This window comes from Microbacterium kyungheense (assembly GCF_006783905.1).
Taxonomy (GTDB): Bacteria; Actinomycetota; Actinomycetes; order Actinomycetales; family Microbacteriaceae; genus Microbacterium; species Microbacterium kyungheense.
Window position 1 is genome coordinate 129,273 of record NZ_VFPE01000006.1, and the last position, 24,896, is coordinate 154,168.

The 24,896-nt window shown below is 71.7% G+C and carries 24 protein-coding genes; 10 read left to right on the forward strand and 14 right to left on the reverse strand.

Features of this window, described 5'->3' with window-relative positions; translation table 11 throughout:
- Entirely contained in the window at positions 1-1,134 is a 1,134-nt protein-coding gene (locus FB391_RS16670; RefSeq protein ID WP_141896216.1) for a histidinol-phosphate transaminase, read from the reverse strand.
- Positions 1,135-1,256: 122 nt separating this feature from the next.
- Here FB391_RS16670 and FB391_RS16675 point away from each other — a divergent pair, with 122 nt between their 5' ends.
- A complete protein-coding gene (locus FB391_RS16675) occupies positions 1,257-1,646 on the forward strand; it encodes a phage holin family protein (RefSeq protein ID WP_141896217.1) in 390 nt (129 codons plus the stop codon).
- Between the two features lies 1 nt (position 1,647).
- Here the strand turns inward: FB391_RS16675 and FB391_RS16680 are convergent, their stop codons facing one another.
- From FB391_RS16680 to FB391_RS16690, 3 genes are all read right to left on the reverse strand, one after another.
- Entirely contained in the window at positions 1,648-3,258 is a 1,611-nt protein-coding gene (locus FB391_RS16680) for a hypothetical protein (RefSeq protein WP_141896218.1), read from the reverse strand.
- On the reverse strand, positions 3,255-3,563 hold the full coding sequence (locus FB391_RS16685; protein WP_141896219.1) for a hypothetical protein: 309 nt from the start codon (positions 3,561-3,563) through the stop codon (positions 3,255-3,257). The genes FB391_RS16680 and FB391_RS16685 overlap by 4 nt, the downstream gene beginning before the upstream one ends.
- A 155-nt stretch (positions 3,564-3,718) precedes the next feature.
- Entirely contained in the window at positions 3,719-6,376 is a 2,658-nt protein-coding gene (locus tag FB391_RS16690; protein WP_141896220.1) for an ExeM/NucH family extracellular endonuclease, read from the reverse strand.
- 168 nt (positions 6,377-6,544) lie between these two features.
- On the opposite strand from FB391_RS16690, the gene FB391_RS16695 reads away from it, so the two are divergent.
- Both FB391_RS16695 and purB read left to right on the forward strand, forming a co-directional pair.
- Positions 6,545-7,051, forward strand: coding sequence for a low molecular weight protein-tyrosine-phosphatase (locus FB391_RS16695; protein WP_141896221.1), 507 nt, complete (start codon positions 6,545-6,547; stop codon positions 7,049-7,051).
- Positions 7,052-7,095: 44 nt separating this feature from the next.
- Positions 7,096-8,478 carry an adenylosuccinate lyase gene (gene purB / locus FB391_RS16700; RefSeq protein WP_141896222.1) on the forward strand — a complete coding sequence of 461 codons (1,383 nt, stop codon included), beginning with the start codon at positions 7,096-7,098 and terminating at the stop codon, positions 8,476-8,478.
- A 240-nt stretch (positions 8,479-8,718) separates the two neighbouring features.
- On the opposite strand, the gene FB391_RS16705 is transcribed toward purB, so the two are convergent.
- The 3 genes from FB391_RS16705 to FB391_RS16715 all read right to left on the reverse strand — a co-directional run bounded on the left by FB391_RS16705 (position 8,719) and on the right by FB391_RS16715 (position 11,316).
- Positions 8,719-9,072 (reverse strand): amino acid transporter, encoded by a 354-nt coding sequence (locus FB391_RS16705; RefSeq protein ID WP_141896223.1) that lies wholly within the window; start codon positions 9,070-9,072, stop codon positions 8,719-8,721.
- Positions 9,069-9,770 (reverse strand): acyl-CoA synthetase, encoded by a 702-nt coding sequence (locus FB391_RS16710; RefSeq protein WP_141896224.1) that lies wholly within the window; start codon positions 9,768-9,770, stop codon positions 9,069-9,071. Before FB391_RS16710 ends, FB391_RS16705 begins: the two co-directional genes overlap by 4 nt.
- 163 nt (positions 9,771-9,933) lie before the next feature.
- Entirely contained in the window at positions 9,934-11,316 is a 1,383-nt protein-coding gene (locus tag FB391_RS16715) for a pyridoxal phosphate-dependent decarboxylase family protein (protein WP_141896225.1), read from the reverse strand.
- 137 nt (positions 11,317-11,453) lie between these two features.
- Between FB391_RS16715 and FB391_RS16720 the strand changes: the two genes are divergently transcribed.
- A complete protein-coding gene (locus FB391_RS16720; protein ID WP_141896226.1) occupies positions 11,454-11,891 on the forward strand; it encodes a hypothetical protein in 438 nt (145 codons plus the stop codon).
- Positions 11,892-11,913: 22 nt separating this feature from the next.
- Here the strand turns inward: FB391_RS16720 and FB391_RS16725 are convergent, their stop codons facing one another.
- Together FB391_RS16725 and FB391_RS16730 are read right to left on the reverse strand one after the other, a co-directional pair.
- Positions 11,914-12,708: an alpha/beta fold hydrolase gene (locus tag FB391_RS16725; protein ID WP_141896227.1), complete on the reverse strand. Its 795-nt coding sequence runs from the start codon at positions 12,706-12,708 to the stop codon at positions 11,914-11,916.
- 52 nt (positions 12,709-12,760) lie between these two features.
- Positions 12,761-13,660, reverse strand: a complete 900-nt coding sequence (locus tag FB391_RS16730; protein ID WP_141896228.1) for a LysR family transcriptional regulator — start codon at positions 13,658-13,660, stop codon at positions 12,761-12,763.
- A gap of 114 nt (positions 13,661-13,774) precedes the next feature.
- Between FB391_RS16730 and FB391_RS16735 the strand changes: the two genes are divergently transcribed.
- A complete protein-coding gene (locus FB391_RS16735) occupies positions 13,775-14,461 on the forward strand; it encodes a type 1 glutamine amidotransferase domain-containing protein (protein WP_141896229.1) in 687 nt (228 codons plus the stop codon).
- A gap of 148 nt (positions 14,462-14,609) precedes the next feature.
- Entirely contained in the window at positions 14,610-14,789 is a 180-nt protein-coding gene (locus FB391_RS16740) for a CsbD family protein (protein WP_141896230.1), read from the forward strand.
- Positions 14,790-14,846: 57 nt separating this feature from the next.
- Here FB391_RS16740 and FB391_RS16745 read toward each other — a convergent pair whose 3' ends face one another.
- Positions 14,847-15,677: a MerR family transcriptional regulator gene (locus FB391_RS16745; RefSeq protein ID WP_246093579.1), complete on the reverse strand. Its 831-nt coding sequence runs from the start codon at positions 15,675-15,677 to the stop codon at positions 14,847-14,849.
- 29 nt (positions 15,678-15,706) lie between these two features.
- Here FB391_RS16745 and FB391_RS16750 point away from each other — a divergent pair, with 29 nt between their 5' ends.
- The 4 genes from FB391_RS16750 to FB391_RS16765 all read left to right on the forward strand — a co-directional run bounded on the left by FB391_RS16750 (position 15,707) and on the right by FB391_RS16765 (position 20,141).
- Complete coding sequence (locus tag FB391_RS16750; RefSeq protein ID WP_246093580.1) at positions 15,707-16,189, forward strand: ATP-dependent endonuclease; 483 nt, start codon at positions 15,707-15,709, stop codon at positions 16,187-16,189.
- Positions 16,190-16,292: 103 nt separating this feature from the next.
- Positions 16,293-17,306, forward strand: a complete 1,014-nt coding sequence (locus FB391_RS16755; RefSeq protein ID WP_141896232.1) for an acetylxylan esterase — start codon at positions 16,293-16,295, stop codon at positions 17,304-17,306.
- Between the two features lie 67 nt (positions 17,307-17,373).
- Entirely contained in the window at positions 17,374-18,816 is a 1,443-nt protein-coding gene (locus FB391_RS16760; RefSeq protein ID WP_141896233.1) for a DUF1254 domain-containing protein, read from the forward strand.
- On the forward strand, positions 18,816-20,141 hold the full coding sequence (locus FB391_RS16765) for a DUF1254 domain-containing protein (RefSeq protein WP_141896234.1): 1,326 nt from the start codon (positions 18,816-18,818) through the stop codon (positions 20,139-20,141). The genes FB391_RS16760 and FB391_RS16765 overlap by 1 nt, the downstream gene beginning before the upstream one ends.
- Positions 20,142-20,209: 68 nt before the next feature.
- On the opposite strand, the gene FB391_RS16770 is transcribed toward FB391_RS16765, so the two are convergent.
- The 4 genes from FB391_RS16770 to poxB form a co-directional block, all read right to left on the reverse strand.
- Positions 20,210-21,457, reverse strand: coding sequence for an alpha/beta fold hydrolase (locus FB391_RS16770; RefSeq protein ID WP_141896235.1), 1,248 nt, complete (start codon positions 21,455-21,457; stop codon positions 20,210-20,212).
- A 9-nt stretch (positions 21,458-21,466) separates the two neighbouring features.
- Entirely contained in the window at positions 21,467-22,411 is a 945-nt protein-coding gene (locus FB391_RS16775) for a cation diffusion facilitator family transporter (RefSeq protein WP_141896337.1), read from the reverse strand.
- A gap of 170 nt (positions 22,412-22,581) precedes the next feature.
- Complete coding sequence (locus FB391_RS16780; protein ID WP_185843144.1) at positions 22,582-22,944, reverse strand: ArsR/SmtB family transcription factor; 363 nt, start codon at positions 22,942-22,944, stop codon at positions 22,582-22,584.
- A gap of 159 nt (positions 22,945-23,103) precedes the next feature.
- A complete protein-coding gene (poxB, locus tag FB391_RS16785) occupies positions 23,104-24,837 on the reverse strand; it encodes a ubiquinone-dependent pyruvate dehydrogenase (RefSeq protein WP_141896237.1) in 1,734 nt (577 codons plus the stop codon).
- Positions 24,838-24,896 lie beyond the last annotated feature (59 nt).

A 24,896-nucleotide genomic window follows, 5' to 3' on the forward strand; every position in this document is an offset into this window, starting at 1 on the left:
CTACGCTAGCCCGCGCCCCGCGTGGCCTTCTGGGAGGTCCTTCACAACGGATGCCGCGATCCGTAGGACCTTATCGACAGACTCCTCTTCGCCGACGGAGATCCGGATGCCGTCACCGGCGAACGGACGGACGATCAGTCCCGCCTCTTCGAACGCCCCCGCGATGGCGAGCGTCTCGTCGCCGGCGGGGAGCCACACGAAGTTGCCCTGCGCCACCGGCACGTCCCAGCCGGCTTCGCGCAGCGCGGCGGCGAGGCGGTCGCGACGGTCGGCGATGACGCCGACGCGCTCGAGCAGCTCCTCTTCGACCTCGAGGCTCGCCAGCGCCGCCTCTTCGCCGAACGCCGTGACCGACAGCGGGATCGCGGTGCTGCGCGCGGCGTCGAGGATGCGGGGGTGGCCGACGGCATAGCCGACGCGCAGCCCCGCCAGGCCGTACGCCTTCGAGAAGGTGCGCAGCACGACGACGTTGGGGTGGGCACCGCTCGCGAGCACCGTCTCGCCGTGCACCGCGTCGGGGTCGGTCACGAACTCGGCGTATGCCTCGTCGAGGATCACCAGGATGTCGGAGGGCACCTCGGCGATGAAGGCGTCGAACTCGGCCTGCGTGACGATCGGGCCGGTGGGGTTGTTGGGGCTGCACACGATGATCGCGCGGGTGCGGTCGGTGACGGCGGCGGCCATCGCGTCGAGGTCGTGCCGCGCGCCCGCGGCGAGGGGCACCTGCACGGCGTTCGCCCCGGCCACCACCGCCAGCCACGGGTAGGCCTCGAACGAGCGCCACGCGTACATGACCTCGTCGCCCGGCCCGGCGGTCGCCTGCACCAGCTGCGCGAGGATCGACACGCTCCCCGCGCCGATGTGCACGCCGTCGGCACCCACGCCGTACCGCTCGCCGAGCCGCTCGCGCAGCCGCGCGGCGGTCGCGTCGGGGTAGCGGTTCAGCGCCGTCGCGGCCTGCACGCGTCCGAGGACCCCCGGCAGCGGGTCGAACGGGTTCTCGTTGCTGGAGAGCTTGAACGCCTCGGCGCCGGCCTGCTTGCCCTGCTTGTACGGGGGAAGCGCGGCGACCTCGGGGCGCACGCGAACGGGGAAGTCAGGCGCGTCGGTCACGCCGCCCAGTCTACGAACCATCGGCATCGTCGAGAGGGTCGAGCTGCGACGCCCGGGACGCCGCGACCGTCCGAAGCTGGATCGACGGCATCACGGGGGTTGCTCTCGCCGCGCGCGCCGCGCCGTGGAAGACTGGCCGGACTATGGGCTTCCTCATCCGCATCGTCGTCAACGCGTTCGCGATCTGGGTGGTCACTCTGATCCCGGCGCTCCAGGTCACCGTCGTGCCGTTTCCTCCGGGCGGCACGCTCCAGCTGGTGCTGACGCTCCTCGTCGTCGCGCTCATCTTCGCGCTGGTGAACACGATCATCGGCACTGTCATCAAGGTGCTCGCCTTCCCGATCTACATCCTCACGCTCGGGCTGATCGGCCTCCTCATCAACGCGTTCCTGCTGTGGTTCACTGCGTGGCTGACGCACTGGTGGAACTGGGGCCTGCGCGTCGAGGACTTCTGGTGGGGCGTCGTCGCGGCGATCATCATCTCGCTCATCAACTGGATCTTCGGCATCATCCTGCGCCCCAAGAAGGACTGACTCAGCCCCCGCCGCGGACCGCGGCGTACTCGCTGACCTCGACCGACGCCGCCCGGCCGAGGTCGTCGAACACCGCCTGCACCCCCGCGACCCGCGGGTCGCCCGACGCGTCGACGAGCGCCGCCGTCTCGGCGTACGCGGTCAGACGGTGCGCGGGCAGCGTGGCATCCTCGGCGGCGGTGGCGGGGTCGTAGACCCGCTCGGCCACGAAGCTGCCAGGGGCGCCCACGCCGTCCATCGCCCCGCCGCCGGCCAGCCCCGCGACGGGGTCGTCGGTGTGGCGGATCGCGACGCTCAGTGTGCCCGCGCCCACATCGGCCTCGACCGGCGACCCGAGCGAGACCAGCGTCTGGACGTCGTACCCGCCCTCGACGGCCAGATGCGAGCCGATCATCGCGCCCTGCGAGAACGCCACCACGTGGACCGCATCACCCGCCTCAGCGCCCGCGGCGGCGAGCGCGGCCTGGGTGGCGACATACGAGTCCGACATCTGCCCGGAGTACAGCTGCAGGTTCGACTCGTTGTCCCACGGGTCGTCACCGCCGGCCACATCGCTTGACTGCATCCCTGCGATGTACAGCGCGAACTGCGTCGAGCCGTCGGCCATCGTGTACTTCTCGACGCGCACACGGGCTGCGCCGTCGCCGGGGATCCGGGATGCCGCCGCCGCAAGACTCCGCGGCGCGACGGCAGCGGGCGGTCGCCAGGAGGTCGGCGCTGCCTGGCCGGCCCCACCTGCGGCGGCGGCACCGGGCGCGACGCCCGACCGGGTGCCGCTCATGCCCTCCGGCGCCACCGCCGTCACGGTCACCGGTCCCGCCGTCCCCGTGAGGCGCGCATCCCGGCTCACGAGCCCGGTCCCGGCGATGCCGACCAGCGCGGTGCCACCGACGGCCCCGAGTCCGACGACGAGTCCGCCCCACACCGCGCCGGGCTCGCTGAAGGTTCCTCCGACGCCGACGCCCCACTGCGTGCCCTGGCGCACGAGCTCGCCCGGCCACATGATGCCGCGGTCGAAGGCGGCCAGCACGGCACGTCCGCCCGCTTCGGGGTACCGCGAGAGCAGGTCGGTGCGGCGGGCGTCCAGCCGCGCGACGGCATCGGCGTCGCCCGCGGCCACGGCGGCTCGCAGCGCCGTGTCGAGCTCGACGACCTCGTACACCGCCGCCGCCTCCCGCAGCGCTTCGGCGATCCCCGTGGCCTCGGCCTGCGTCTCACGCAGACGCGTGCCGAGCGCAGAGGCGGCCGCCACCACCTCGCCCGTGTCGTGCCACGTCCCCAGCAGCATGTTCTGCAGCGCGCCCAGGCGCAGGTCGATCGCGCTCAGCTCGGCCTCGGCCATGGTGAAGGCGGTCGCGGTCGTGCGCAGCGTGTCGGTGTCGACCGCGATCGCCCCGCCGCCGGTGATCTGCAGGCCGGCGTCGGCTCGCGGCCAGTTGTCGCTGATGAGCGAGACGAGTCCTTCGGGTCCCGAGCTCCGTGGCGGGGCGCCGTCGCCCTGCCAGGCGGTCGCCGGGTCGCGCCAGGCGTTCGCGGGGTCGCGCCACCCGTCGACCGTCGACGCGGGGCCCTCGGGCGGCGCCCCGGGCCCGTCGGCCCCGCCCGCGGTCATGGCCGGCTCCCGGCGACCTGCAGCGACACTGCACGCGCCGACTCGACGAACGCGGCCCGGTCACGCGCGTGCGCGGCCGCCCGGCAGGCCGCCTCGGCGAGCCCCGGCAGCGCCGCGACGACCACCGCCCACTCGTCGGCGCGCTCGTGGAACGCCGTGGCCGCCTTCGCGTGCCAGGCGGTCTCGCCCGACAGGCGGCGGGCGAGGACCGCGGCATCCTCGAGCCGCTCGACGAGGTGTGAGAGCTCGCGCGTCACGATGGCCAGCTGAAGGGATGCCGGGTCCCCGGCCGCGTAGGGTGTCACCGCTTCATCGTCGTCCGTGCGGGGCCGGCGCGGCCTGCGCATCCGGCCATCTGGGGACGGACCGCGCCCGCGCGCACATGTGGAGGAGGCGCCGCACCCCACCGGGGTGCGACGCCTCCGTCGCGGCGGCCGGAGCGATCGCCCCGGCCGCGGGATCACACGGCCATCTGGCCCTTCTTGCCCACCACGACCGTGACCGTGTCGGTCGCGGTGTTGCCCGCCGCGTCCGTCGCCGTCCACGTGAAGCGGTAGACCGCGCCGTTCACGGCCGTGACCTCGACCGTGCGGTCGCCGGTCTGCGTCCACGAGCCGCCGCCCGTCACCTCGACGTCGGTGAGCGCGACCTGGACGTCACCGGCGCTCTCGTCGGCGGCATCCACCGAGAAGTTCACCGTCGTGGCCTTCTTGTTCGGCGGCATGATGACCGACCGGTCGGCGGTCACCTCGATCGTCGGCGGCGTCACATCCGGCGGCGTCAGCCGGAGGCCGACGATCACCGGGTCGTGGTCGCTCGAGCGGTAGGGGTCGGGTGCCCACAGGGCGTCCTGCGCGTCGGCCTTGAACGACATGTCGTAGTCGATCAGGCTCGGCTCGTCGGCGTTGATGTGCCACGCCTCGGCGCCCGTCACATCCGCGGCGAGCGCGGGCTGCGCGAGCGCATAGTCGAGGTACCCCGACTGGCCGTCGAACACGTACGAGTACGCGTGCTCACCGCCGAACTGCTTCTCGAGATCGGTGAAGCCGCCGTTCACGAACGCGTCGATCGAGTCCTCGTGGTCGTACGAGTTGAGGTCGCCGATCACGATGGCGCGCCCGTCGGGGGCCACCGTCTCGTTCAGCCACGTCGTGAGCGCCTTCGCGGCCGCGGTGCGGGTCGCGCTGCAGTTGCCCTGACCGTCCTTGAGGTCGGGGCTCTCGCTGCACGCCGAGCCCTTCGACTTCAGGTGGTTCACCGACACCACGAACTCCTCGCCGGTCTCGGTCGACGCGAACCGCTGGGTGAGCCCCGGGCGGTTGCGGTTGTCGAGCCAGGTCGGGTCCACGGCGCTCGTCATGAGCTGGAAGCCGCCCACCGGCGTCACCGCCGACGGCTTGTAGATGAGCGCGGTCGCGATGGCGTCGGAGCCGATGACGCCGGTCGTGACGGGCACGTAGGTGCCTGCGCCGACCTTCGCGTTGAGCGCGTCGGCCAGCGTCTGGACGGCGTGCCCGTTGTTCTCGATCTCGAGCAGCCCGAAGACGTCGGCGTCGATCGCGGCGAGCGCAGAGACGATCTTGTCCTGCTGGCGCTGGAACTCCTCGTCCGAGTCGGCGCCGCGGGTGTAGCTGTCGTCGTCCGAGTTCTCGGGCGTCGGGTCGATCGTCTCGAAGTAGTTCAGCACGTTGAAGCTCGAGATCCTCACGTCGCCGCCGACCTCGGGCACCTCGGGCCGCGCGTTGGCGACCGTGAAGTCCGCGCCCTGCGTGGGCTGCACGTTCCAGCCGAAGCGGTAGTCGAGGATGCCGGTCGCGTTCTGCACGAGGTCGCCGGTGCGGAAGGTGTGGTCGAGCGTGAACACCTGCCCGTCCGGGTGGATCGCCGGGTCGGGGTTCTGGGTGCTGCGGCCGTCATCGAGGATGATGCTCCCCGCGATGTTCGCGGCCGCGAGCGCGTTCGCGTCGGCCCCCGGCTCCACCACGGCGGTCGGCGTGTCCTGGCGTCCGTCGGTGAGAGTGACCGTGCCGAAGCGGCCGAACTCGAACGTCTCGCCGATGGTCAGCTGCTGCGGGAGCGTCACGTACATGCCCTCGAGCGCTTCGCGCTGGGCGTCGGATGCCGGGAGCGTGAACGGCGTCGGCTCGGGAAGCGTCACACCGCTGGCGCAGATCTCGACGTCCGCCGCCTCCACCTCGGTGAGACCGCTGAACTCCTTGGCCGCTCCCGCGACGCTCACCGACTGGCCGACCTGGACGTCGGGGCCGTCCGGCGCGTAGACGAAGATGCCGTCGGACGTGGCGGGATCGCCGTCGCCGGCATCCTGCACGTAGAAGCCGGCGAAGCCGCCCTGCTGGAAGTCGCCCACGACGACGCCCTCGATGAGCACGTCCCGGCCCGCGACGGGCGTGGCCGCACCCGATCCCTGCACGGACCCGATGGTCACCGGCGTGGCCGCGCAGTCGGCTACGGGGTCGGGATCGGGGTCGGTGCCCGGGCCGGTTCCGAGGCCGGGGAATCCGAGCCCGTCGAACGTGTCCTGCGCGAACCCGGCCCACTCGAGCGACGGATCGAAGGCGTTGGACCCGTCGGCGTCGCCGACGGCGACCGAGGGCTGGCGGCGCAGCGTGTGGTTGACCGTGCTGGTGTCACCGGTTCCCCACGCCGTGCCCGGGTCGACCCCGATCTGCCCGAAGACGTCGACCACCGTGCTGCCCTTGACCAGGGCGACCGCATCGTCGCCGTTGAAGAGGCTGACGGTCGTCGACTGATCGGCTCGGGCCAGGAGGTCTGCCGAGACGACGTTCGACCCGCTGGTGGCCTGGGTGAGGACGAACACGTCGCCTGCGGCCACCATGCCCGTCAGGGCGATGCTGGTGAACGCGGTGGCGCCGTTGAAATACACGCGCAGCGAGTAGCCCGCCGCGGCGAGATCCACCGTCGACGTCGACGGGTTGTAGACCTCGACGGCCTTGTTGAAGCCGGAGCCTTCGACGTACTCGCTGATGAGCAGATCGCCGGATGCCGCGGCCGCGGGTGCGACCACGGCGACGGCGCCGGCGGCGCCGAGCGTCAGCGCCGCGAGCGCGGCGACGAGTCTGCGGGGCGAATGGGACACAGGACCTCCACATGAGATCGGGCGGTCGGTGGACCGCGCTGGGAGTTCACGGGCAAGCCGGTCGCCTCCCCGCCACGAGACAAGCTATGTCCGAGGCATCCCTCACCGGAAGACCTCAGGGACACGAACCCTTAACGTTCGGTGTCGTCTCGGTCCAGAATGGAGGCCATGACCGCCGGCGACGTGGCACCCTTCCGTGTCGTGTTCGTGTGCACCGGCAACATCTGTCGTTCGCCGATGGCCGATGTGGTCTTCCGGGGATTCGCGGATGCCGCCGGCCTGGGTCCGCGCGTCGCGTCGACGAGTGCCGGGACCGGCGACTGGCACGTCGGCGAGCGCGCCGACCAGCGCACCATCGACGCCCTCGCGCGCGCCGGCTACGACGGATCGCACCACCGCGCGCGGCAGTTCACGCACTCCGACTTCGCCCGCAGCGACCTGGTGGTCGCTCTCGACCGCAGCCACGAGCGGATCCTCCGCGGCTGGGCGCGCAACGAGGCCGACGCCGACAAGATCGCACTGCTGATGTCGTTCGATCCGTCGTCGCACACCCTGGACGTCCCCGATCCGTACTATGCGGGGCCCGGGATGTTCGACGAGGTGCTCGGTATGATCGAAAGCGCGAGCCGGTCGCTCTTCCGGCAACTCGAACCCGCGATCCGCCCGGTGTCCTGACCGGGGGTGCCGCGACGTCTTCGACGACATCGACGGGAGCCACCGTGACCTCTCTTCCTCCGCAGCCCCTCAGCCCCCTCGACGGGCGCTACCGCGCGACCGTCGGCCAGCTCGGCGAGTTCCTCTCCGAGGCGGGTCTGAACCGCGCACGCGTCGAGGTCGAGGTCGAGTGGCTGATCGCGCTCACCGACCGCTCGCTGTTCGGCACGTCGCCGCTGTCCGACGACGACAAGGCGAAGCTGCGCGCCCTGTACCGCGAGTTCGGGCAGGCCGAGATCGACTGGCTGGCCGACAAAGAGGCGGTGACCCGTCACGACGTCAAGGCCGTCGAGTACCTCGTGCGCGACCGGCTCTCGGCGCTCGGACTCGACGCCGTCGCCGAGCTCACCCACTTCGCGTGCACCAGCGAGGACATCAACTCGACCTCGTACGCGCTGACGGTGCGCCGCGCCGTCGAGCGCGTGTGGCTGCCGAAGCTCCGTGAGGTGACCGCGACGCTGTCGGCCCTGGCCGTGAAGCACCGCGACGCCGCCATGCTGTCGCGCACACACGGTCAGCCGGCCACCCCCTCGACGATGGGCAAGGAGCTCGCCGTCTTCGCGTGGCGCCTGAACCGCGTCGCCGACCAGATCGAGAGAGGCGAGTACCTCGCGAAGTTCTCGGGCGCCACGGGCACGTGGTCGGCACATCTGTCGGCCGCCCCGGACGTCGACTGGCCGGCGGTCTCGCGAGAGTTCATCGAGGGGCTGGGGCTCGACTTCAACATCCTCACGACGCAGATCGAGTCGCACGACTGGCAGGTCGAGCTGTACGACCGCGCGCGGCACGCGGGCGGCATCCTCCACAACCTCGCGACCGACATCTGGACCTACATCTCGATCGGGTACTTCACGCAGATCCCGGTGGCGGGCGCCACGGGCTCGTCGACGATGCCGCACAAGATCAACCCGATCCGGTTCGAGAACGCCGAGGCCAACCTCGAGATCGCCGGCGGCCTGTTCGCGACGCTGTCACAGACGCTCGTGACCTCGAGGCTCCAGCGCGACCTGACGGACTCGACCACGCAGCGCAACATCGGCGTCGCGTTCGGGCACTCGCTGCTCGCGCTCGACAACCTGCAGCGCGGCCTCGGCGAGATCTCGCTGGCCGAGAGCGTGCTGCGCGACGACCTCGACGGCAACTGGGAGGTGCTCGCCGAGGCCATCCAGACCGTCGTGCGCGCCGAGATCGCCGCGGGCCGCTCGCAGATCAGCGACCCCTACGCCCTGCTGAAGGACCTCACGCGCGGCCGCCGGGTCGGCGCCGCCGAGCTCGCCGAGTTCGTGCGCGGCCTCGACATCGGCGACGACGCCAAGGAGCGCCTGCTGGCCCTCACGCCCGCGACGTACGACGGACTCGCCTCGAAGCTGGTCGACGAACTGGGCTGACCCCGCACGGCGGCCGCGGTCGGGCGTTCCGTCTGCCGCGGCCGGTCGCGGTTGCGGTGCAGTGCGGTGCGCCGATCCGGCGAGTCGCCAAGACCCGCGCACCACACTGGTCATTCGCGGCGACTCGCCACGAATGTGCAGACGACAACGGGCTCTGCGCAACCCGCCGTTCTCGGCAACGCCGTGCGTGTCGGTGCGGGCCGGAGCGGCCCGGCCTTGCGGGAGCGGATCCGGTGTCGGTCAGGCCTTCGTGTCGGGGGATGCCGCGTCGCCCGGCTTCTCCTCCGTCGCGGCCTTCTCGCCCGCGGCGGGCTCGTCCGGAAGCAGCACGGGCTTGTCGATCTGCTTGGTGATCTGCGCCGGGTCGACCGCCAGCAGCAGCAGTGACACGATCAGCAGCACGGCGATGAAGCTCACACCGGCGATGACGAGCGCGGTGATCACGGCGTGCGACGCCTGGTCGGGCGACCGCTGCTGGAAGAACCCCATCGAGACGAGGGTCACGACGCCGGCGAACAGCGCGGCGCCGAAAGCCATGCCCAGCAGCTGCAGGGGCTTGAGGAGGTCGCGGCGGGTGGGGCTTTCGTGGCTCACAGGGAGTCCTTCCGGTCTGCCTGCGGGGCGCTCGTGGGCGCAGGCGCGGCGACGCGCGGCGAGAAGCCCGCGATGCCGAGGTAGACGGCGACGATCGCGGCGTAGCCGCCGAACAGTCCGACGCCGATGATGATGCCGGTGAGCGTCCCGGTGACACCCGCCTCGTCCAGGCGATAGGTGAGCGCGTACGCGGGCTGCACGAACAGCAGCGCGAGCCCGAGCACGATGGTGACGGCGCCGACGACGACCGCGTCACGGCTCTCGGTGCGGGGTCCGGCGGGAACGATCGGGCGCGCGTCGGCGACGCCGGGGACGATCTCGCGTCGCGCAGTGCGCGTCGAGAGGCCGCGCCAGCCGGCGACGAGCTCGAGGATGCCGCTGGCGAGGGCCCACGCGATCACGATGACGAAGTAGCCGGTGACGGTGCGCAGCGGGAACAGCCCGCTCGCCATGCCCGCCACGATCGTGACGATGCCGAGGGCGAGCGACGGCCAGCGCCGCCCCGCCGGATAGACCAGCCACACCGCGAGCAGGTGCACGAACGCCGTCGCGATCGCGAAGCCGCTGAACACGGCGGCGCCGACTGCCGCGGAGTGATCCGACGAGAACGTGATCATGAGCGCCGCGATGGCCGCGAACGCGGCACGGGCGAGCTGCACATGGCGCACGTCGAACGTGCGGGATTCGGCTGTGGTCACGGTGATCCTGCGAGCGGCGGGTTCCCAGAACTGGGAAGCGGATGCCTCCAGTCTACGTGTGCGCGACCTCCGAGCCTCCCGGGTGCCGGGCCGCCGGCTGGGCCCACGCGCCCGGAGGCTCCAGCCGACGCGCCAGCGGCGACTGGAGGGGGCGTGGGGACGGTCACTCCAGCGTGTCGAGGATCCCGGTCAGCAGCTCGAAGGTCGTGAGCGGCGAGATGATCGCGAACCGCAGCACCGGTTCGCCGCGGTGCGAGCTCGGCACGACGAAGCCCTGCTGGTCGTCGAGCAGCTTCGCCGACCATGCCTCGTAGTCGGCGAGGCTCCAGCCGTCCCGGCGGAACACCACGACCGACAGCTGCGGGTCCCGCACGAGCGACAGCCCGTCGCGGGCCTCGATCTCGTCGGCGATGCGGCGGGCGAGCTCCACGCCGTGCGCGATCGAGGCGCGGTACTGATCGGTGCCGTGCGTCGCGAGCGAGAACCACAGCGGCAGACCGCGGGCCCGACGGGTGAGCTGGATGGCGAGGTCGGACGGATTCCAGTCCGGCTTGCCGGTGAGGGTGTCGAGGTACTCGGCCTTCTGCGTGTGGGCGCCGAGCGCCAGCTCGGGGTCGCGGTACAGCAGGGCGCACGCGTCGAACGGCGCGAACAGCCACTTGTGCGGGTCGACGATGAGCGAGTCGGCGAGGCCCACCCCGTCGAACGCCGGGCGCAGCTCGGGCACCAGCATGGCCGCGAGCCCGTAAGCGCCGTCGACGTGGAACCACACGTTCCGCTCCCGGGCGGCCTCGGCGATGCCCGCGATGTCGTCGACGATGCCGAAGTTCGTGGTGCCCGCCGTCGCCACGACCGCGAACACGGCGGCGCCGTGCTCGTCGAGCACACGGGCGACAGCCTCGCCGCGCAGTCGCCCGTCGGCATCCACCTCGGCCGTCGCGACGTCGACGTCCATGACGGCCGCGGCCGACGCGATCGACGAATGCGCCTCGGCGCTGCACACCACGATCCAGCGCGCGGGCGCCTGCCGTCCGTCGGACGCCGCCCGGCGGCGCGCGGCGTCGCGGGCGGTCACGAGCGCCGACAGGTTGCCGATCGTGCCGCCCTGGACGAACACGCCGCCCGCGGCCGCCGGCATCCCGAACTCCCGCGCGAGCCAGTGCAGCACCTCGTTCTCGGCGAACACGGCGCCGGCGCCCTCCATCCACGATCCTCCGTAGACAGCGGATGCCGACACGACGACGTCAAACGCGAGCGACGCCTTGCTGGGCGCCGAGGGGATGAACGACAGGTAGCCCGGGTGGTCGGTCGAGATGCACGCCGGTGCCAGGACGTTCTCGAAGAGGGCGATGGCGCGGCGCGCGCCGATGCCGCCGGCGGTGATCGAGCCGGAGGCCAGTCGCTCCAGGTCGCGCGGGGTCATCGGCTTGTCGAGCGGCACGTCCTGGTAGAGGGCGCGCCGACGGGCGTAGTCCAGCACGTCGTCGACGGCGCGCTCGGTGTCGGACGAGATCGCGTGCATGTGGTCGGGCGGCGTCGCAGGCATGGCGGCTCCTCGGTCGACGGTGACGGGCTGCAGATCACGCTAGGCGATCGGGCAGGAATGGAGAAGCGAGCCGATCCCGCGGCCCGTAGCGTGAGGGACATCAGGCGCACAGCGCCCCGAGCGTGAAGGAGTGGATCATGGCCGAGAAGGCATCCGAGACCCTGTCCGAGATCGAGCGCGAGGCCGTCAAGCAGCGCGCGAAGGAGCTGCGCGAGCAGGCGAAGGCGGGCAAGAACCGCGAGGCGGGGCTGAAGCAGATCCAGGAGGCGATCGACAAGCTCGATGGCCTCGACAAGCAGATCGCCGAGGAGTTCCGCGAGATCGTGCTCGACGTGGCGCCGGAGCTCATGCCGCGGACGTTCTACGGCTTCGTCGCCTTCGCCAACGCCGACGGCAAGGTCGTGGTGTTCTACCAGCCGGCCAGCAAGTTCAAGACCCGGTACGGCACGATCAGCTTCGACGACCCTGCGCACCTCGACGACGGCGACGTGTGGCCCGTCAGCTACGCCGTCCTCGCCTGGAACGCCGACATCGAGGCCAAGTTCCGCGATCTGGTGAAGACCGCCGCCTCCTGAGGGCCGGCCTCGAGGAAGCGACTCAGGCGAAGAACTCCAGAGCCGCGTCCCGGAACGCGCGCGACCCCGGCGCATTGAAGTGGTGCCGCCCGGGGATCTCGAGGAAGGTGCCGTTCGGGGCGGTCGCGGCCAGCGCACGCGACCGCTCCAGGATGGCGTCCTCCGATCCGGTGGCGAACAGCACCGGCTGCACCGGCGGGCGCTCGGGGTCGGGATCGGCGTCGCCGAACCGCATGCCCTCGGCGAGCCCGATGAGCGCACGCAGGTCGTTGTCATGCACGCGCTCGGCGAGGCGCACGTAGTTCTGCGTCACGGGATCCTCGACGGGGGTGCCCTGCTCGGCGTACGCACGGGCCTGTTCGATGCGCAGCCTGCCCAGCGGACGTCCGTCCGGGATGCCGCCGAGAACCGCGCGCCCGACGTGCTCCGGTGCGTCGACCGCGAGCTGCCAGCCCACGCGCGCCCCGAGCGAGTAGCCGAGGTAGCGCACATCGTCGACGAGGTACGTGTCGAGCACGACGATCAGATCGGCCACGAACGCGGCCATCGAGTAGGCCTCGGCGTCGTGCGGCTTGTCGCTCAGGCCGTGGCCGCGCTGGTCGACCCCGATCACGCGGTAGCCGGCGCCGGTGAGGGCGCGCACCCAGCCGGTCTCGACCCAGTTGTCGCGGCAGCTGGACGCGAAGCCGTGCACCGCCAGCACGGTGTCGGCATCCGGCTCACCCCACGAGTAGGTCGCGATCTGGTAGCCCTCCGCCGACATGATGTAGCTCGGATGGGGCATCTCGGTGCGCAGGATCGGTGCGACGACATCCATGCCGCCATTCTGCTCCCGCCCGCCCGTCCCCGACATCACGCACCACGTGGAGTCAGAAGACGTCCCACTCCCGCGCCCGGTCGACGAGCGCATCGATGACGCGGGCGGCGCCGGACGAAGGCGGCTCGCCTGTCCGGATCGCCAGGTGCAGCGTGTTGATCGTCGCCTCTTCGGGCCGGTGGAGCACGACGACGGCACCGGCGTCGACGGCCGGCTGCGCCAGATAGCGGGGCAGCGCCGAGATGCCCGCGCCGGCGACGACGGCCGCCAGCACGCCCCGCAGGTCGGGCACGACCATCGAGACGGGATTGGACGGGCGGTGCCCGAACCGGCTGCGCCAGTACCTCCGCACGATCGACAGGTCCGCGTCGTAGGCGACGAGCGACAGGTGCTGGAGCGCGGCGGCGGGGTCCGCCGCGAACCTCACCGGATCGATCGAGCGCGCGGCGGCCGGCGCGCCGACCAGCACGAACTCCTCGTCGACGAGTCCGCGGTAGCGGATGCCGCGCATCGGCGCCCGCACCGACGACACGACGACGTCGAGTTCGCCCGCGACCAGCAGCCGCAGCAGGTCGTGCGCGAGGCCGAGGGTGAACACGATCCGCACATCCGCCTGCGCGAGGGGCGCGAGAGCCGGAATGATCCGCGCCGCCGTGACGTCGCTCGCGCCGCCGATGCGGACGGGCTCTGCGGGCACCGCCACCGGGGCCGCCCAGACGTCCCGCAGCCGGTCGACCGGCTCGGACACGCGGGCGGCGAGCGCGTCGCCCGCCTCGGTGGGCGTCACGCCCCGCGCCGACCGGACGAGCAGCGCCACGCCGAGCTCGGACTCCAGGCGCGCGATCCGCTCGCTGACCGCGGGCTGGCTGACACCCAGCCGGGCGGCGGCGGCCGTGATCGAGCCGGCACGGTGCACCTCGAGGAACGTGTGAAGCAGGTCGAGCTCTTGCATGCGGCATCCACCCATCAAGAAATCTATGACTGGATGACAGCCTACGAAATGAACGCGATGGATGCCTCGTTCCTCCGATCAGCGGCTCGCGCGAGCCGTGGAACAGGAGGAGACATGGCACACGTACTCATGGCGGTCACCGGCGCCGACGCGATCGGACTGGCCGACGGCACGTCGCACCCGACCGGATTCTGGGCGGAGGAGCTCGTCGAACTGCACCGCGGGCTGGTCGCGGCCGGCCACGACGTGACCATCGCCACACCGGGCGGCGTGCGGCCGCCCGTCGACCCGGGCAGCCTCACCGGGGAGTCCGCCGACGCGCTGCGCGCCTACCTCGCCGGGATCGACGGCCTGCTCGCGCGCCCCCGCGCACTCGCCGAGGTCCGCGAGGGGGAGTACGACGCGATCGTGCTGCCGGGCGGCCACGGCCCCATGGTCGATCTCGCCGTCGACCCCGACCTCGGTCGGCTGCTCGTGGACGCCGCGGACCGCGACGCCGTGGTCGGCGTGCTGTGCCACGGGCCGGCAGGCCTGCTCAGCGCGGTGCGCGCGGACGGGTCGTTCGCGTTCGTGGGCCGGCGGCTCGCGGTGTTCACGGACGACGAGGAGCGCGAGGGCGGGCTGGGCGCAGGTGCGCCGTACCTCGTGGCGTCGCGCCTGGCCGAACTGGGCGCCGTCATCGCGCCGGCGGCGCCGTGGTCGGTGGAGGTCGTGCGCGACGGCACCCTGGTCAGCGGGCAGAATCCGCAGTCGAGCGTCGCGACCGCCGCGCGTCTCGTCGAGGCTCTGGCCGCCCGCTGAACCTCCGCTAACACAACCGGTAAGCCCTGACAACCCTCCTGATGCTTTGCGGCATCGTGCCTAACGTCGTGTTCACGCGAATCGCGTCGGGCCACCCGCCCGCCGCTGGATCGCTGGATCGAATCCGCCACACGAAGGGAGATCCATCATGGGTCTGGGAGACGACATCAAGCACAACATGGAAGACATGAAGGGCAAGACGAAGGAGGCGGTCGGAGACGCGACCGACAACGAGCGTCTGCAGGCTGAGGGCGTGGCCGACCAGGCCAGCGCCAAGGTCAAGAAGGCCGGCGACGACGTGAAGGACGCGCTCACCGACGATCGGTGATCTGCCGCGACGGTGCCCGGGGTTCAGCGAGGTCCCCCGGGCATCGTCGTGTCCGCTTCAGACGACGGGCTGCTGCAGCTCCGTGACCCAGGTCGACTGCGGTCCCTCCGCTTCGAGGTACACCTCGCGGCAGGGGCCGGCGAATTCGGCCCCGTCGGCGACGACAGCCTGCATGAATGAACCCCACGCCGCCCCGATGCCGCTCATCTCACCGCGGTACGTGGTGACGGCGGCACGTTCGACGGCCGGCAGCTCCACCACCTGCCAGGCGGCGTTCTGGACGGGATCGCCGTCGGCGATCCACGAGACCCACACCCGCAGGTCGTCGGTGTCGGCGATCGGCTCGTACCAGAAGATGCCGGGCTCACGGTAGGCGACACCCGTGGACTCGAGCGCGTCGTGCAGTCCCGGAAGCACTTCGTCGACGGCGGCGGGCACGTTCTCGCTCCCGGCCGCCACCGCCGAGGCGGCGTAGACCGTCACGGGTTCGATGCGGCGGTATTCGATGGTGGTCATCTCTGTTTCTCCTTCGAGGTGCCGGAGCTGTTCGTCCAGGCGCGCCAGGCGTGCGGTGTCGGCGGCGACGCTCGCGACGAGATCGGCCCGGCGGCGTTCCAGCACGCGCCGCAGCGCAGCCGTCTCGTCGTCGGCGCGCAGCACGTCGAGGGCGTCGTCGAGCGGGCAGCCGAGGTCGCGCAGCTGCGCGATCCGCAGCAGCGGCGACAGCTGCTGCGGCGAGTAGCGGCGGTAGCCGGTGCGCTCGTCGACGTCGGCGGGCACGAGCAGGCCGATCGCGTCGTAGTGCCGCAGCATCCGCACGCTGACGCGTCCGAGGGCGGCGAACTGTCCGATGGTGTACATGGTGAGGACCACGCTCGACGATGACACAGTGTGAGGGTCAAGGGAACAATGTCCCTGTGAGGCCCGTGGTCGTGCTGGTCGAGGGCGAGAGCGACCGTGTCGCCCTCGAGACCCTCGCCGCCCGGATGGGGATCGGGATGCCGGCCGTCCGTGTCGTCGGCGGGTCGAAGGGTGCGCGCCGCGCGGCCCTGGCCTCGGCCGGTGAGCGGCTCATCGGCCTGGTCGACGTCGGCGAGCGCGCCGACTTCGAGCGCGTGCTCGACACGGTGTTCGTGTGCGACCCCGACCTGGAGGGTGAGTTCGTGCGCGTGCTGGGGGTCGCGGGCGTCGAGGCGGTGATCGCCGCGCAGGGTGAGCTGGGGTCGTTCCGGAGTCTGCAGCAGCAGCCGTTCCAGCGCGGTCGACCGCCCGAGGCCCAGCTCGCCCGGTTCTTCGGCGGCCGCAGCGGCAACAAGGCCCGTTACGCCCGGCTGCTGGCCGAGGCGGTGCCGCTCGACCGAGTGCCGCCGCCGCTCGCCGGACTGCTCGCAGCACTGTGACTCTGCGCGACGGTCATCGCACGCGCGCGAGCGAACCGGCGGATGCGCGTGCGGCGGCCGGGATGCCAGAGTCGAAGGCGAGCACGCCGAACGGGAGGAAGCCGTGATCACGCCGCCGTACGACGAATGGTTCCCGGGCGCACCCATCGACGGCACCTACGGGTACGACCTCGAGGCGCTGCGAACGGTCGCGCCGGTGCCCCCGCCGCCGGGTTTCGCCGACACGTGGCGGCGCTGGCGCCGCGAGGCAGCTGCCGTCGCCGCGGCGCCCGCGGTCACACCGCTCGGGCGGCGCGGGGCGCACGAGGTGTCCGAGGTCGCGTTCTCGACGGTCGACGGGCTGCGGCTGCGAGGCTGGCTCGGGATGCCGGCGACCGGGCCCGCTCGGGTCGGCGTGGTCCACAGTCATGGGTACGGCGGCCGCGACGCCCCCGACTTCTCACGCGTGCCCGCCGATGCGGCCGTCATCTTTCCGGTGGCGCGCGGGCTCGGAGCGCTCAACGTCGGGATCGGGGCGCCGGCGACGTCCGAGCGCCACGTGCTGCACGGCATCGGCGACGCCGAGACGTACGCGATCGGCCGGTGCGCCGTCGACCTGTGGACCGCCGGCGACGTGCTCGTCGAGCTCGCGGGCGACGTGCCGCTCTATGTCGTCGGCGAGAGCTTCGGCGGTGGGGTCGGCGCGCTCGCCTTTCCGTGGGACGACCGCGTCGCCGGTGCGACGCTCGTCGTGCCGAGCTTCGGCCAGTACGACATCCGGCTCCAGGTGCCGTGCGCGGGCAGCGGCGAGCCCCTGCGGCGGTACGTCGCGGCGCACCCCGAAGCGCGCGAGGTCCTGCGGCTGTTCGACGCGTCGACGGCCGCGACCTTCGCCCGGGTGCCCGTCCGCGTCGAGGCTGCCCTGTGGGACGCGAACGTGCCCGCGCCGGGACAGTTCGCGGTCGCCAACGCCGTGGCGCAGGCGGAGGCCGCGGGCACGGGCGCACGGCTCGAACTCGAGGTGCTGCCCGCCGGTCACGCGGAGTACCCGGGCATGCTGCGCGTGGTCGCCGCCGCGGCGGCTGCGACCCGGGCGCACATCGCGGCCAGCCTCGCCGCGGCGCAGACCCGCGCCTGAAAGACTGCGTGCAGACGTCCGGCGCGCGAACGCGCGGCGGGATTCGCATGGGGACGAAGGGACACGCATGGCCATCGACGGAGCGCCGGGTGCAGGACTGACGAAGGAGCAGCTCGCGGAGGAGGTGACCCACCTCTCGACACCGGACCTGCTGAAGACGCCGTTCGGTGACCTCGAGTTCTTCGACGGCGTGCCGCGAGCGGAGTCCGTGCAGTCGATCTATGACGCGCTCGATCTGCTGCGCGGCATCGATGCGTTCCTCACCGCGGTGCCGGGTGCCTCACTCGTCGCGATGCGCCGCGGACTGCGGACGGCGGGCGTGACGTCGCCCGACATCATCGGGTTCACCGATCCGCGGGCGAACTCGGGCGGCCTCTACCTGACGCCCAACACCGAGACGACCTACGGCACGACGTTCCTCGACCTGAAGGCGTGGGGCCCGACGGTCATCGAAGCGCCGCCGCAGTCGCTGTGCGTGATAGACGACTTCTGGTTCCGCTACGTCACCGACATGGGCATCCCCGGTCCCGACCGTGGCGCGGGCGGCAAGTACCTGTTCCTGCCGCCGGGCTACGACGGCGAGCGCCCCGACGGGTACTACACGTTCGAGTCGCCGACGTACGCGAACTGGGTCGTGCTGCGCACCCTCGGCGGCGTGCCGGCGATGAAGCAGACCCGCATCTATCCGCTGGCCGAGGCCGACGCCCCACGTGAGAACACCTTCGTGAACATCGCCGACGTGCTGCAGAACACGGTCCACGCCAACGACTTCACGTTCTTCGAAGAGATCGCGCAGCTCGTCGCCGAGGAGCCCGTCTCGGCGCTCGACCCCGAGCGCGCCGGCACGCTGGCCGCCGTCGGCATCGCGCACGGCACGCCGTTCGCCCCGGACGACCGGCTGCGCGGCATCCTCGACGACGCCGCCCGCATCGGCGCGGCCATCGCCCGCGCCCTCGTCTACAGGCCGCGGGATCCCGAGGCCTTCTTCTGGGAGGGCAACTCGTGGAAGAACGCGTTCGTCGGCGGCAGCTACGAATTCCTGCAGGGCGGCGCCCGTAACCTCGACGCCCGCACGCAGTTCCACTACTTCGCGACGGTGATCACGCCGGCGATGGCGCACGCGCAGGTCGGCGCCGGATCGGCCTATGCGTACACCGCAGAGGACGCCGACGGCCACGTGCTCGAGGGGTCTTCGACGTACTCGCTGCGCATCCCCGCCGACGCGCCGGCCAAGAACTTCTGGTCGGTGGACCTGTACGACACCCAGACGCGCTCGCTGCTGCAGTCGACGCCCTACCCGGCGCTGTCGAGCCTCGGGGGCGAGGTGCATGCCGAGGAGGACGGGTCGCACGTGGTGTGGTTCGGGCCCGCGGCGCCCGCGGGCAGGGAGTCCAACTGGATCCCCACGATCCCCGGCAAGGCCTTCTTCCCGATGTTCCGGCTGTACGGCCCGCTGGAGTCCTGGTTCGACAAGACCTGGCGGCTGCCCGAGATCCAGAAGGAGGCGTGATGACCGACCTCAGCACACTCGCCGCACGGGCCTATCTCTACGGCTTCCCGCTCGTCTTCGACCTCGAGCAGGTCGTGCGCTATACGACCACCGGGGTCGGCGCGAATCCGCAGGCAGCTTTCAACGCGTTCTCTCACGCGCGATCGCTCGCCTCGGCGGCCGACACCTTCGTGTCCATCAACAACGACACGGTGTACTCGATGGCGTCGCTGGATCTGGGCGTCGGACCGGTGCGACTCTCGGTGCCGGCATCCGACCGCTACTACGTGCTGCAGTTCGTCGACGCGTGGACCGACAACTTCGCATATGTGGGCACGCGCGGCACCGGCGACGCGGCGGGCGAGTTCCTGATCGTCGCGCCGGGATGGGAGGGGGATTCCGGCGGCCTGACCGTCATCCACGCCCCGACCCGCGTCGTCTCGATCGTGGGCCGTTGGTCCTGCGCCGGCGTCGAGGACCTTCCGGCCGTCCATGCCCTGCAGGACGCCACGACCCTCACACCGGTGAACCCGGACGCGGTGGCCGCCGGCATCCCGGACGCCGCGCCACAGGGCGAGGACGTGCTCGACTTCTGGGAGAAGTACCGCCTGTGGTCGCAGGCGTTCCCGCCCGCGGCGCGCGACGAGGCGCTGCAGGCGTCGTTCGCGCCGCTCGGCCTGACCGGCGACGTGCCCGTGAGCCGGCTGCCGGAAGATCAGCAGGAAGCCCTGCGCGCGGGCGCGCGCGGCGGCGAAGGCATCATCGCGCAGGCGATGGCCGGTGCCGCCGCGGGGGCGACGCCCGGCGCGTGGTCGCAGACGCTCCACGCGTTCGACTACAACCTCGACTTCTTCGAGGTGGGCGCGAAGGACGACGCGGCCTGGAAGATCGCCGACCCGGAGCGGAGGATCGGCGCGCGCGCCGTCGCCGCCAAGGCCGGGCTGTGGGGCAACCACGGGTATGAGGCCGCTTACGTCATGACGTTCCAGGATGCCGACGGGCAGCCACTCACCGGCGAGCGCGAGTACGAACTGCGGCTGTCGCCACCTCCGCCGGTCGGTGCGTTCTGGTCGGTCACGATGTACTCGCTGCCGGAGTTCTACCTCGTCGACAACGAGATCGACCGCTACTCGGTGGGCGATCGCACGCCCGGGACCATGACCGATGGCGATGGCGGTCTCACCATCCGCATCGCTCGCACGCGGCCATCGGATGCGCAGGCCGCCGCCAACTGGCTGCCCGCGCCCGCGGGCGCCTTCCGGCCGATCCTGCGCATGTACATGCCGGGCGACGCGGTGCTCGACGGCTCGTATGCTCCTCCGCCCATCACCCGGATGGACGGCTGAGGCCGACTGACGGCCCGCGTTGTGGACGCACACGCCGGAATCGTGAGCTGCTCCTCGGTCTCGCGGAATCAGCGCACCGCGCGGCCGTGGGCGATGTCGATGAGCCGGGACAGCACGTCTCCGGCCCGCAGGCCGTTGTGCTCGTGCTCGCTCGTGATCCACGGCGTGACGCCGGGGAGGAGGGCGGCGGTCTGCATCGAGTACTCGAACGGCACGTAGAGATCGTTGACGTAGACGGCGGCCGCGCCGTGCGCACCCGAGGCCAGCAGCGCCTGCTCGTCGTAGACCCGCGGCCACTCGTGGTCGGCGAGCGCCAGGGTCACGTCGCGCCACGGCTGCAGCCCGGGCACCGTGTCGAGCCATTCGCGACGCACGTGCTCGCCGGTGAGCAGCGTCGGGTCAGCACGGAAGTCCTCGGGCTCGCTGCGCTCGGCCGACCAGCGGGTGGCGTGTCCGTCGGCGTAGCTCGACTCGTGGAACACGAAGTACAGCGGGTTGCGCGCGTCGTACGGCATCGCGGCGGCGAGGTCGTAGCGGAACGCGTTGGAGTGCGGCGGGAGCTCCAGCAGTGCCCACAGGGTCTGCCAGCCGTCGTTCGAGCCGAGAAGATGCCCGATCGATCGGAGCCGCGACGGCGAGACGACCTCGCCGTCGGGCAGGACGAGCGCCCCCTCTGCCGCCAGGTCGACGAGGCGCCGCACCGCGTCGCGATGCTCCGGAAAGCGGCGGTAGTACCGCTCCGACGCGTCGCGCAGCTTCGCGTAGGTGAGGGCGTAGACGTCGTCGGGATGCCGCCCCACCGCGCTCAGCCCGCCGGTGAGGTACACGTGCTCAAGGGACGAGGCATCCGTCGACAGATACGACAGCGCCGTGAACCCGCCGAACGACTGGCCCAGCACGCTCCACGTGCCGGCGCCGAGCTCCTGGCGCACCGCCTCGGCATCGCGCACGATGCTGTCGGCCCGCAGGTGCGTGATGTGCTCGGCGAGCGCTTCGGTGCCGCGCTCGAGGTCGGCGTCGCCGACGGGCGTGGACAGGCCGGTACCGCGCTGATCGAGCAGCACGACCCGGTGGTGCTCGAGCGCCGCGTCGAGCCAGGACGGCGCGGCCGGAGCATGGAACGGACGCGGCGCCTCGTGGCCCGGCCCACCCTGCAGGAACACCAGGTACGGCAGATCCTCGCCGCCCTCGCGCGCCACGACCGCGGCGTGCACGTCGATCGTGCGCCCGTCGTCCGGGTCGGCCCACACCAGCGGCACCTCGAGGGTGTGGTCGTGGACGGTCAGATCCTGGAGGCGGCGCGTCGTCACAGACATGTTGCGAGCCTAGGGGGTGCTCCCGACGCGCTCCGCGTTCGCATCACGGGCAGAGCGCACCGTCACGGTGAAGTCGTCGACGTTGCGCAGGTGGGTCCGCACGCTGGCCTCGGCGGCGAGCGCCACCGCGTCGGCGTCGGTGCCGCGACGACCCGCGACCAGGGCGTCCCCCTGCAGGCGATGCCCGACCCAGCGCAGCCGCAGCCGGTCGATGCGCTCGATGCCGTCGACGTGCTCCAGGGCGTGCTCGGCGCGGTCGACGAGTTCGGGCTCGACGCCGTCGAGGAGCCGCCGGCCGACGCTGCGCACGGTGCCGATCAGCAGCACGAAGATCGCGGCGGCGATGACCAGCCCCACGATCGGGTCGGCGAGCGGGAAGCCGAGCAGTACGCCGATCCCGCCCACGACGACCGCGAGCGACGTGAACCCGTCGGTGCGGGCGTGGACGCCGTCCGCCACGAGCGCCGCCGACCCGATGCGCCTGCCCACGCGGATGCGGTACACCGCCACGGCCTCGTTGCCCGCGAACCCGATGACGCCCGCGGCGATCACCCACCCGAGGTGGTCGAGCGGCTGAGGGTGCAGCATCCTGTCGATCGCCTGCCAGGCCGCGACGACCGCCGACAGCGCCACCACGAAGACGATGAACAGTCCCGCGCGGTCTTCGGCGCGGCCGAGGCCGTAGGTGTAGCGACGGGATGCCGCCCGCCGGCCCAGCACGAACGCGATCCACAGCGGCACCGCCGTCAGCGCGTCCGACAGGTTGTGGACCGTATCCGCCAGCAGCGCCACCGAACCGCTGAAGGCCACCACGATCGCCTGCAGCACGGTGGTCGCGAGCAGGATGACGAGGCTGGTCTTGAGCGCCCGGATGCCGGCCGCGTTCGCCTCCATGGCGTCGTCGATCGCGTCGGCAGCGTCGTGCGAGTGCGGAACGAACACCTCGTGCAGCACACCGCGCAGCCCGCCCGCGTGGTGATGCGCGTGCCCGTGACCGTCGTGGTGATCGTGGGGATGGGGGTGGTCGTGCCCGTGGTCGTGCCCGTGGTCTCCGTGCCCGTCGTCGTGCCCGTGGTCGTCGTGCCCGTGGTCGTCGTGCCCGTGACGACCCGTCGTCGCGGCGGTCACGACCCGCCGCGGGTGTGGTGGTGCCGGGGGATGCCGCCGAGGGAGTGCTCGGCCTGGTAGATCGCATCGGCGACCAGGCGCGATGCGTGCTCGTTCTCGAGGCGGTAGAAGACGCGCTGCCCCTCCTGCCGGGTCGACACGATGCGCGCCAGGCGCAGTTTCGCGAGATGCTGCGACACGGCGGCCGGGGACTTGTCGACGATGTCGGCGAGGTGGTTGACCGACAGCTCGCCGGCATCCTGCAGCGCGAGGACGATGCGCACACGGGTCGCATCCGCGAGCATCGCGAAGACCTCGACGGCGAGTTCGACGTACGTGCTGTCCACCGAGTAGCCGCAACCCTGCGTATCTGCGCTCATACGCAAATACGTTAGCAAGCCTCCTCATCGCCCGCGACCGGCCGCACCGCGTCGCGAGACCGAGGACCACGCCGCCGAGCCCCGGCGTTCCGGCTGAGCCGGGGCACGGCGCCCGCGGTCTCAGCCAGAATCCCCGGCCTCACGAGAGCACGAGCGACGTCAGCCGAAGAGGCGGCGCCACAGGTTCGTATCGGCCAGGTCGAGCAGTTCGTCGCCGCGACCCGACAGCACCGTGCGCAGGGCCCACAGGGTGAAGCCCTTCGCCTGCGCCGCGGTGATGGCGGGCGGGATCGACAGCTCCTGACGCGCCACCTTCACGTCCACCAGCACCGGTCCCGGCACCTGCAGCGCACGCCGCAGCGCGGGCTCCAGTTCGTCGCCGCGCTCGACGCGGATGCCGGTGAGCCCCATCGCCGTCGCGACGGCGGCGAAGTCGGGGTTGTCCAGCGTCGTGCCGAAGTTCACGATCCCCGCCGCCTTCATCTCGACCTCGACGAAGCCCAGGGCCGAGTTGTTGAACACGATGACCTTGATCGGCAGGTCGTTCTGCCGGATCGACAGCAGGTCGCCCAGCAGCATCGCGATCCCGCCGTCGCCCGACAGTGCGATCACCTGGCGATCGCGATCGACCGCCTGCGCGCCGAGCGCCTGCGGCATGGCGTTCGCCATCGAGCCGTGGGTGAACGATCCGAGCAGGCGGCGCTCCTTCGTCATCGAGAGGTAGCGGGCGGCCCAGACGACCGGTTCGCCGACGTCGGCCGTGAAGACGGCGTCGTCGTCGGCGAGCTGGTCGAGCAGCCGCGCCACGAACTGCGGGTGCAGCGGCTGCTTGCCGTCGTCGACGGCCAGGTCGTCGAGATCCTTGCGGGTCTTGCGGTAGTGCGAGACGGCGTCGCGCAGGTGCCCGTCGTCGCGGTCGCCGCGCAGATACGACAGCAGAGCGGATGCCGTCACGCCGACGTCTCCGACGAGCCCGAGGTCGATCGGCGTGCGCCGGCCGAGCTGCTCGCCGCGCAGATCGACCTGCACGATCTTCGCCTTCGACGGGTAGAACTGCCGGTACGGGAAGTCCGTGCCGAGCATGAGCAGCGCGTCGCACTTCTCCATGGCGCGGTAGCCCGAGGCGAAGCCGAGCAGGCCGGTCATGCCGACGTCGTACGGGTTGTCGTACTCGATGTGCTCCTTGCCGCGGAAGGCGTGCACGATCGGCGCCTGCAGCCGCTCGGCCAGCGCCAGCACCTCGTCGTGGGCGCCGGCGACGCCGGCGCCGGCGAGGATCGTGACGCGCCCTGCGCCGTCGAGGATGTCAGCGGCCGCCCGCAGCTCTGCGTCACTCGGCACGACCGAGGGCTGTGCGGCGCGGATCGGCGCCGAGGGGCGGCGGGACGGGGCATCCGCGAAGAACACGTCGCCGGGCACGACGACCACCGCCACCCCGCGCTTCTCGACCGCTGCGCGCATCGCGATCTCGAGCACCCACGGCATCTGCGACGGGTCCGAGATCATCTCGCAGTAGACGCTGCACTCGCGGAACAGCTCCTGCGGATGCGTCTCTTGGAAGTACCCGCTGCCGATCTCGGCCGACGGGATGTGCGACGCGATCGCCAGCACCGGCACGCGCGAGCGCTGCGCGTCGAACAGGCCGTTGATGAAGTGCAGATTGCCCGGACCGCAGCTGCCGGCGACGACGGCCAGCTCGCCCGTGATCTCGGCCTCGGCACCCGCGGCGAACGCCGCGGACTCCTCGTGCCGCATGTGCAGCCAGCGCAGGCGTCCGTCTCGCCGCAGCGCGTCGGTGAAGGCGTTGAGCGAGTCCCCCGGCAGCCCCCACACCCTCGTGACACCGGCATCCACGAGGGTCTGCACGAACACGTCCGCAATGCTGGTGGCCATTCTCGCTCCTCGTCCGGGGTCTCCCTTCAGCGAATCAGCGGGCGCCCGCAGGCGCAAGG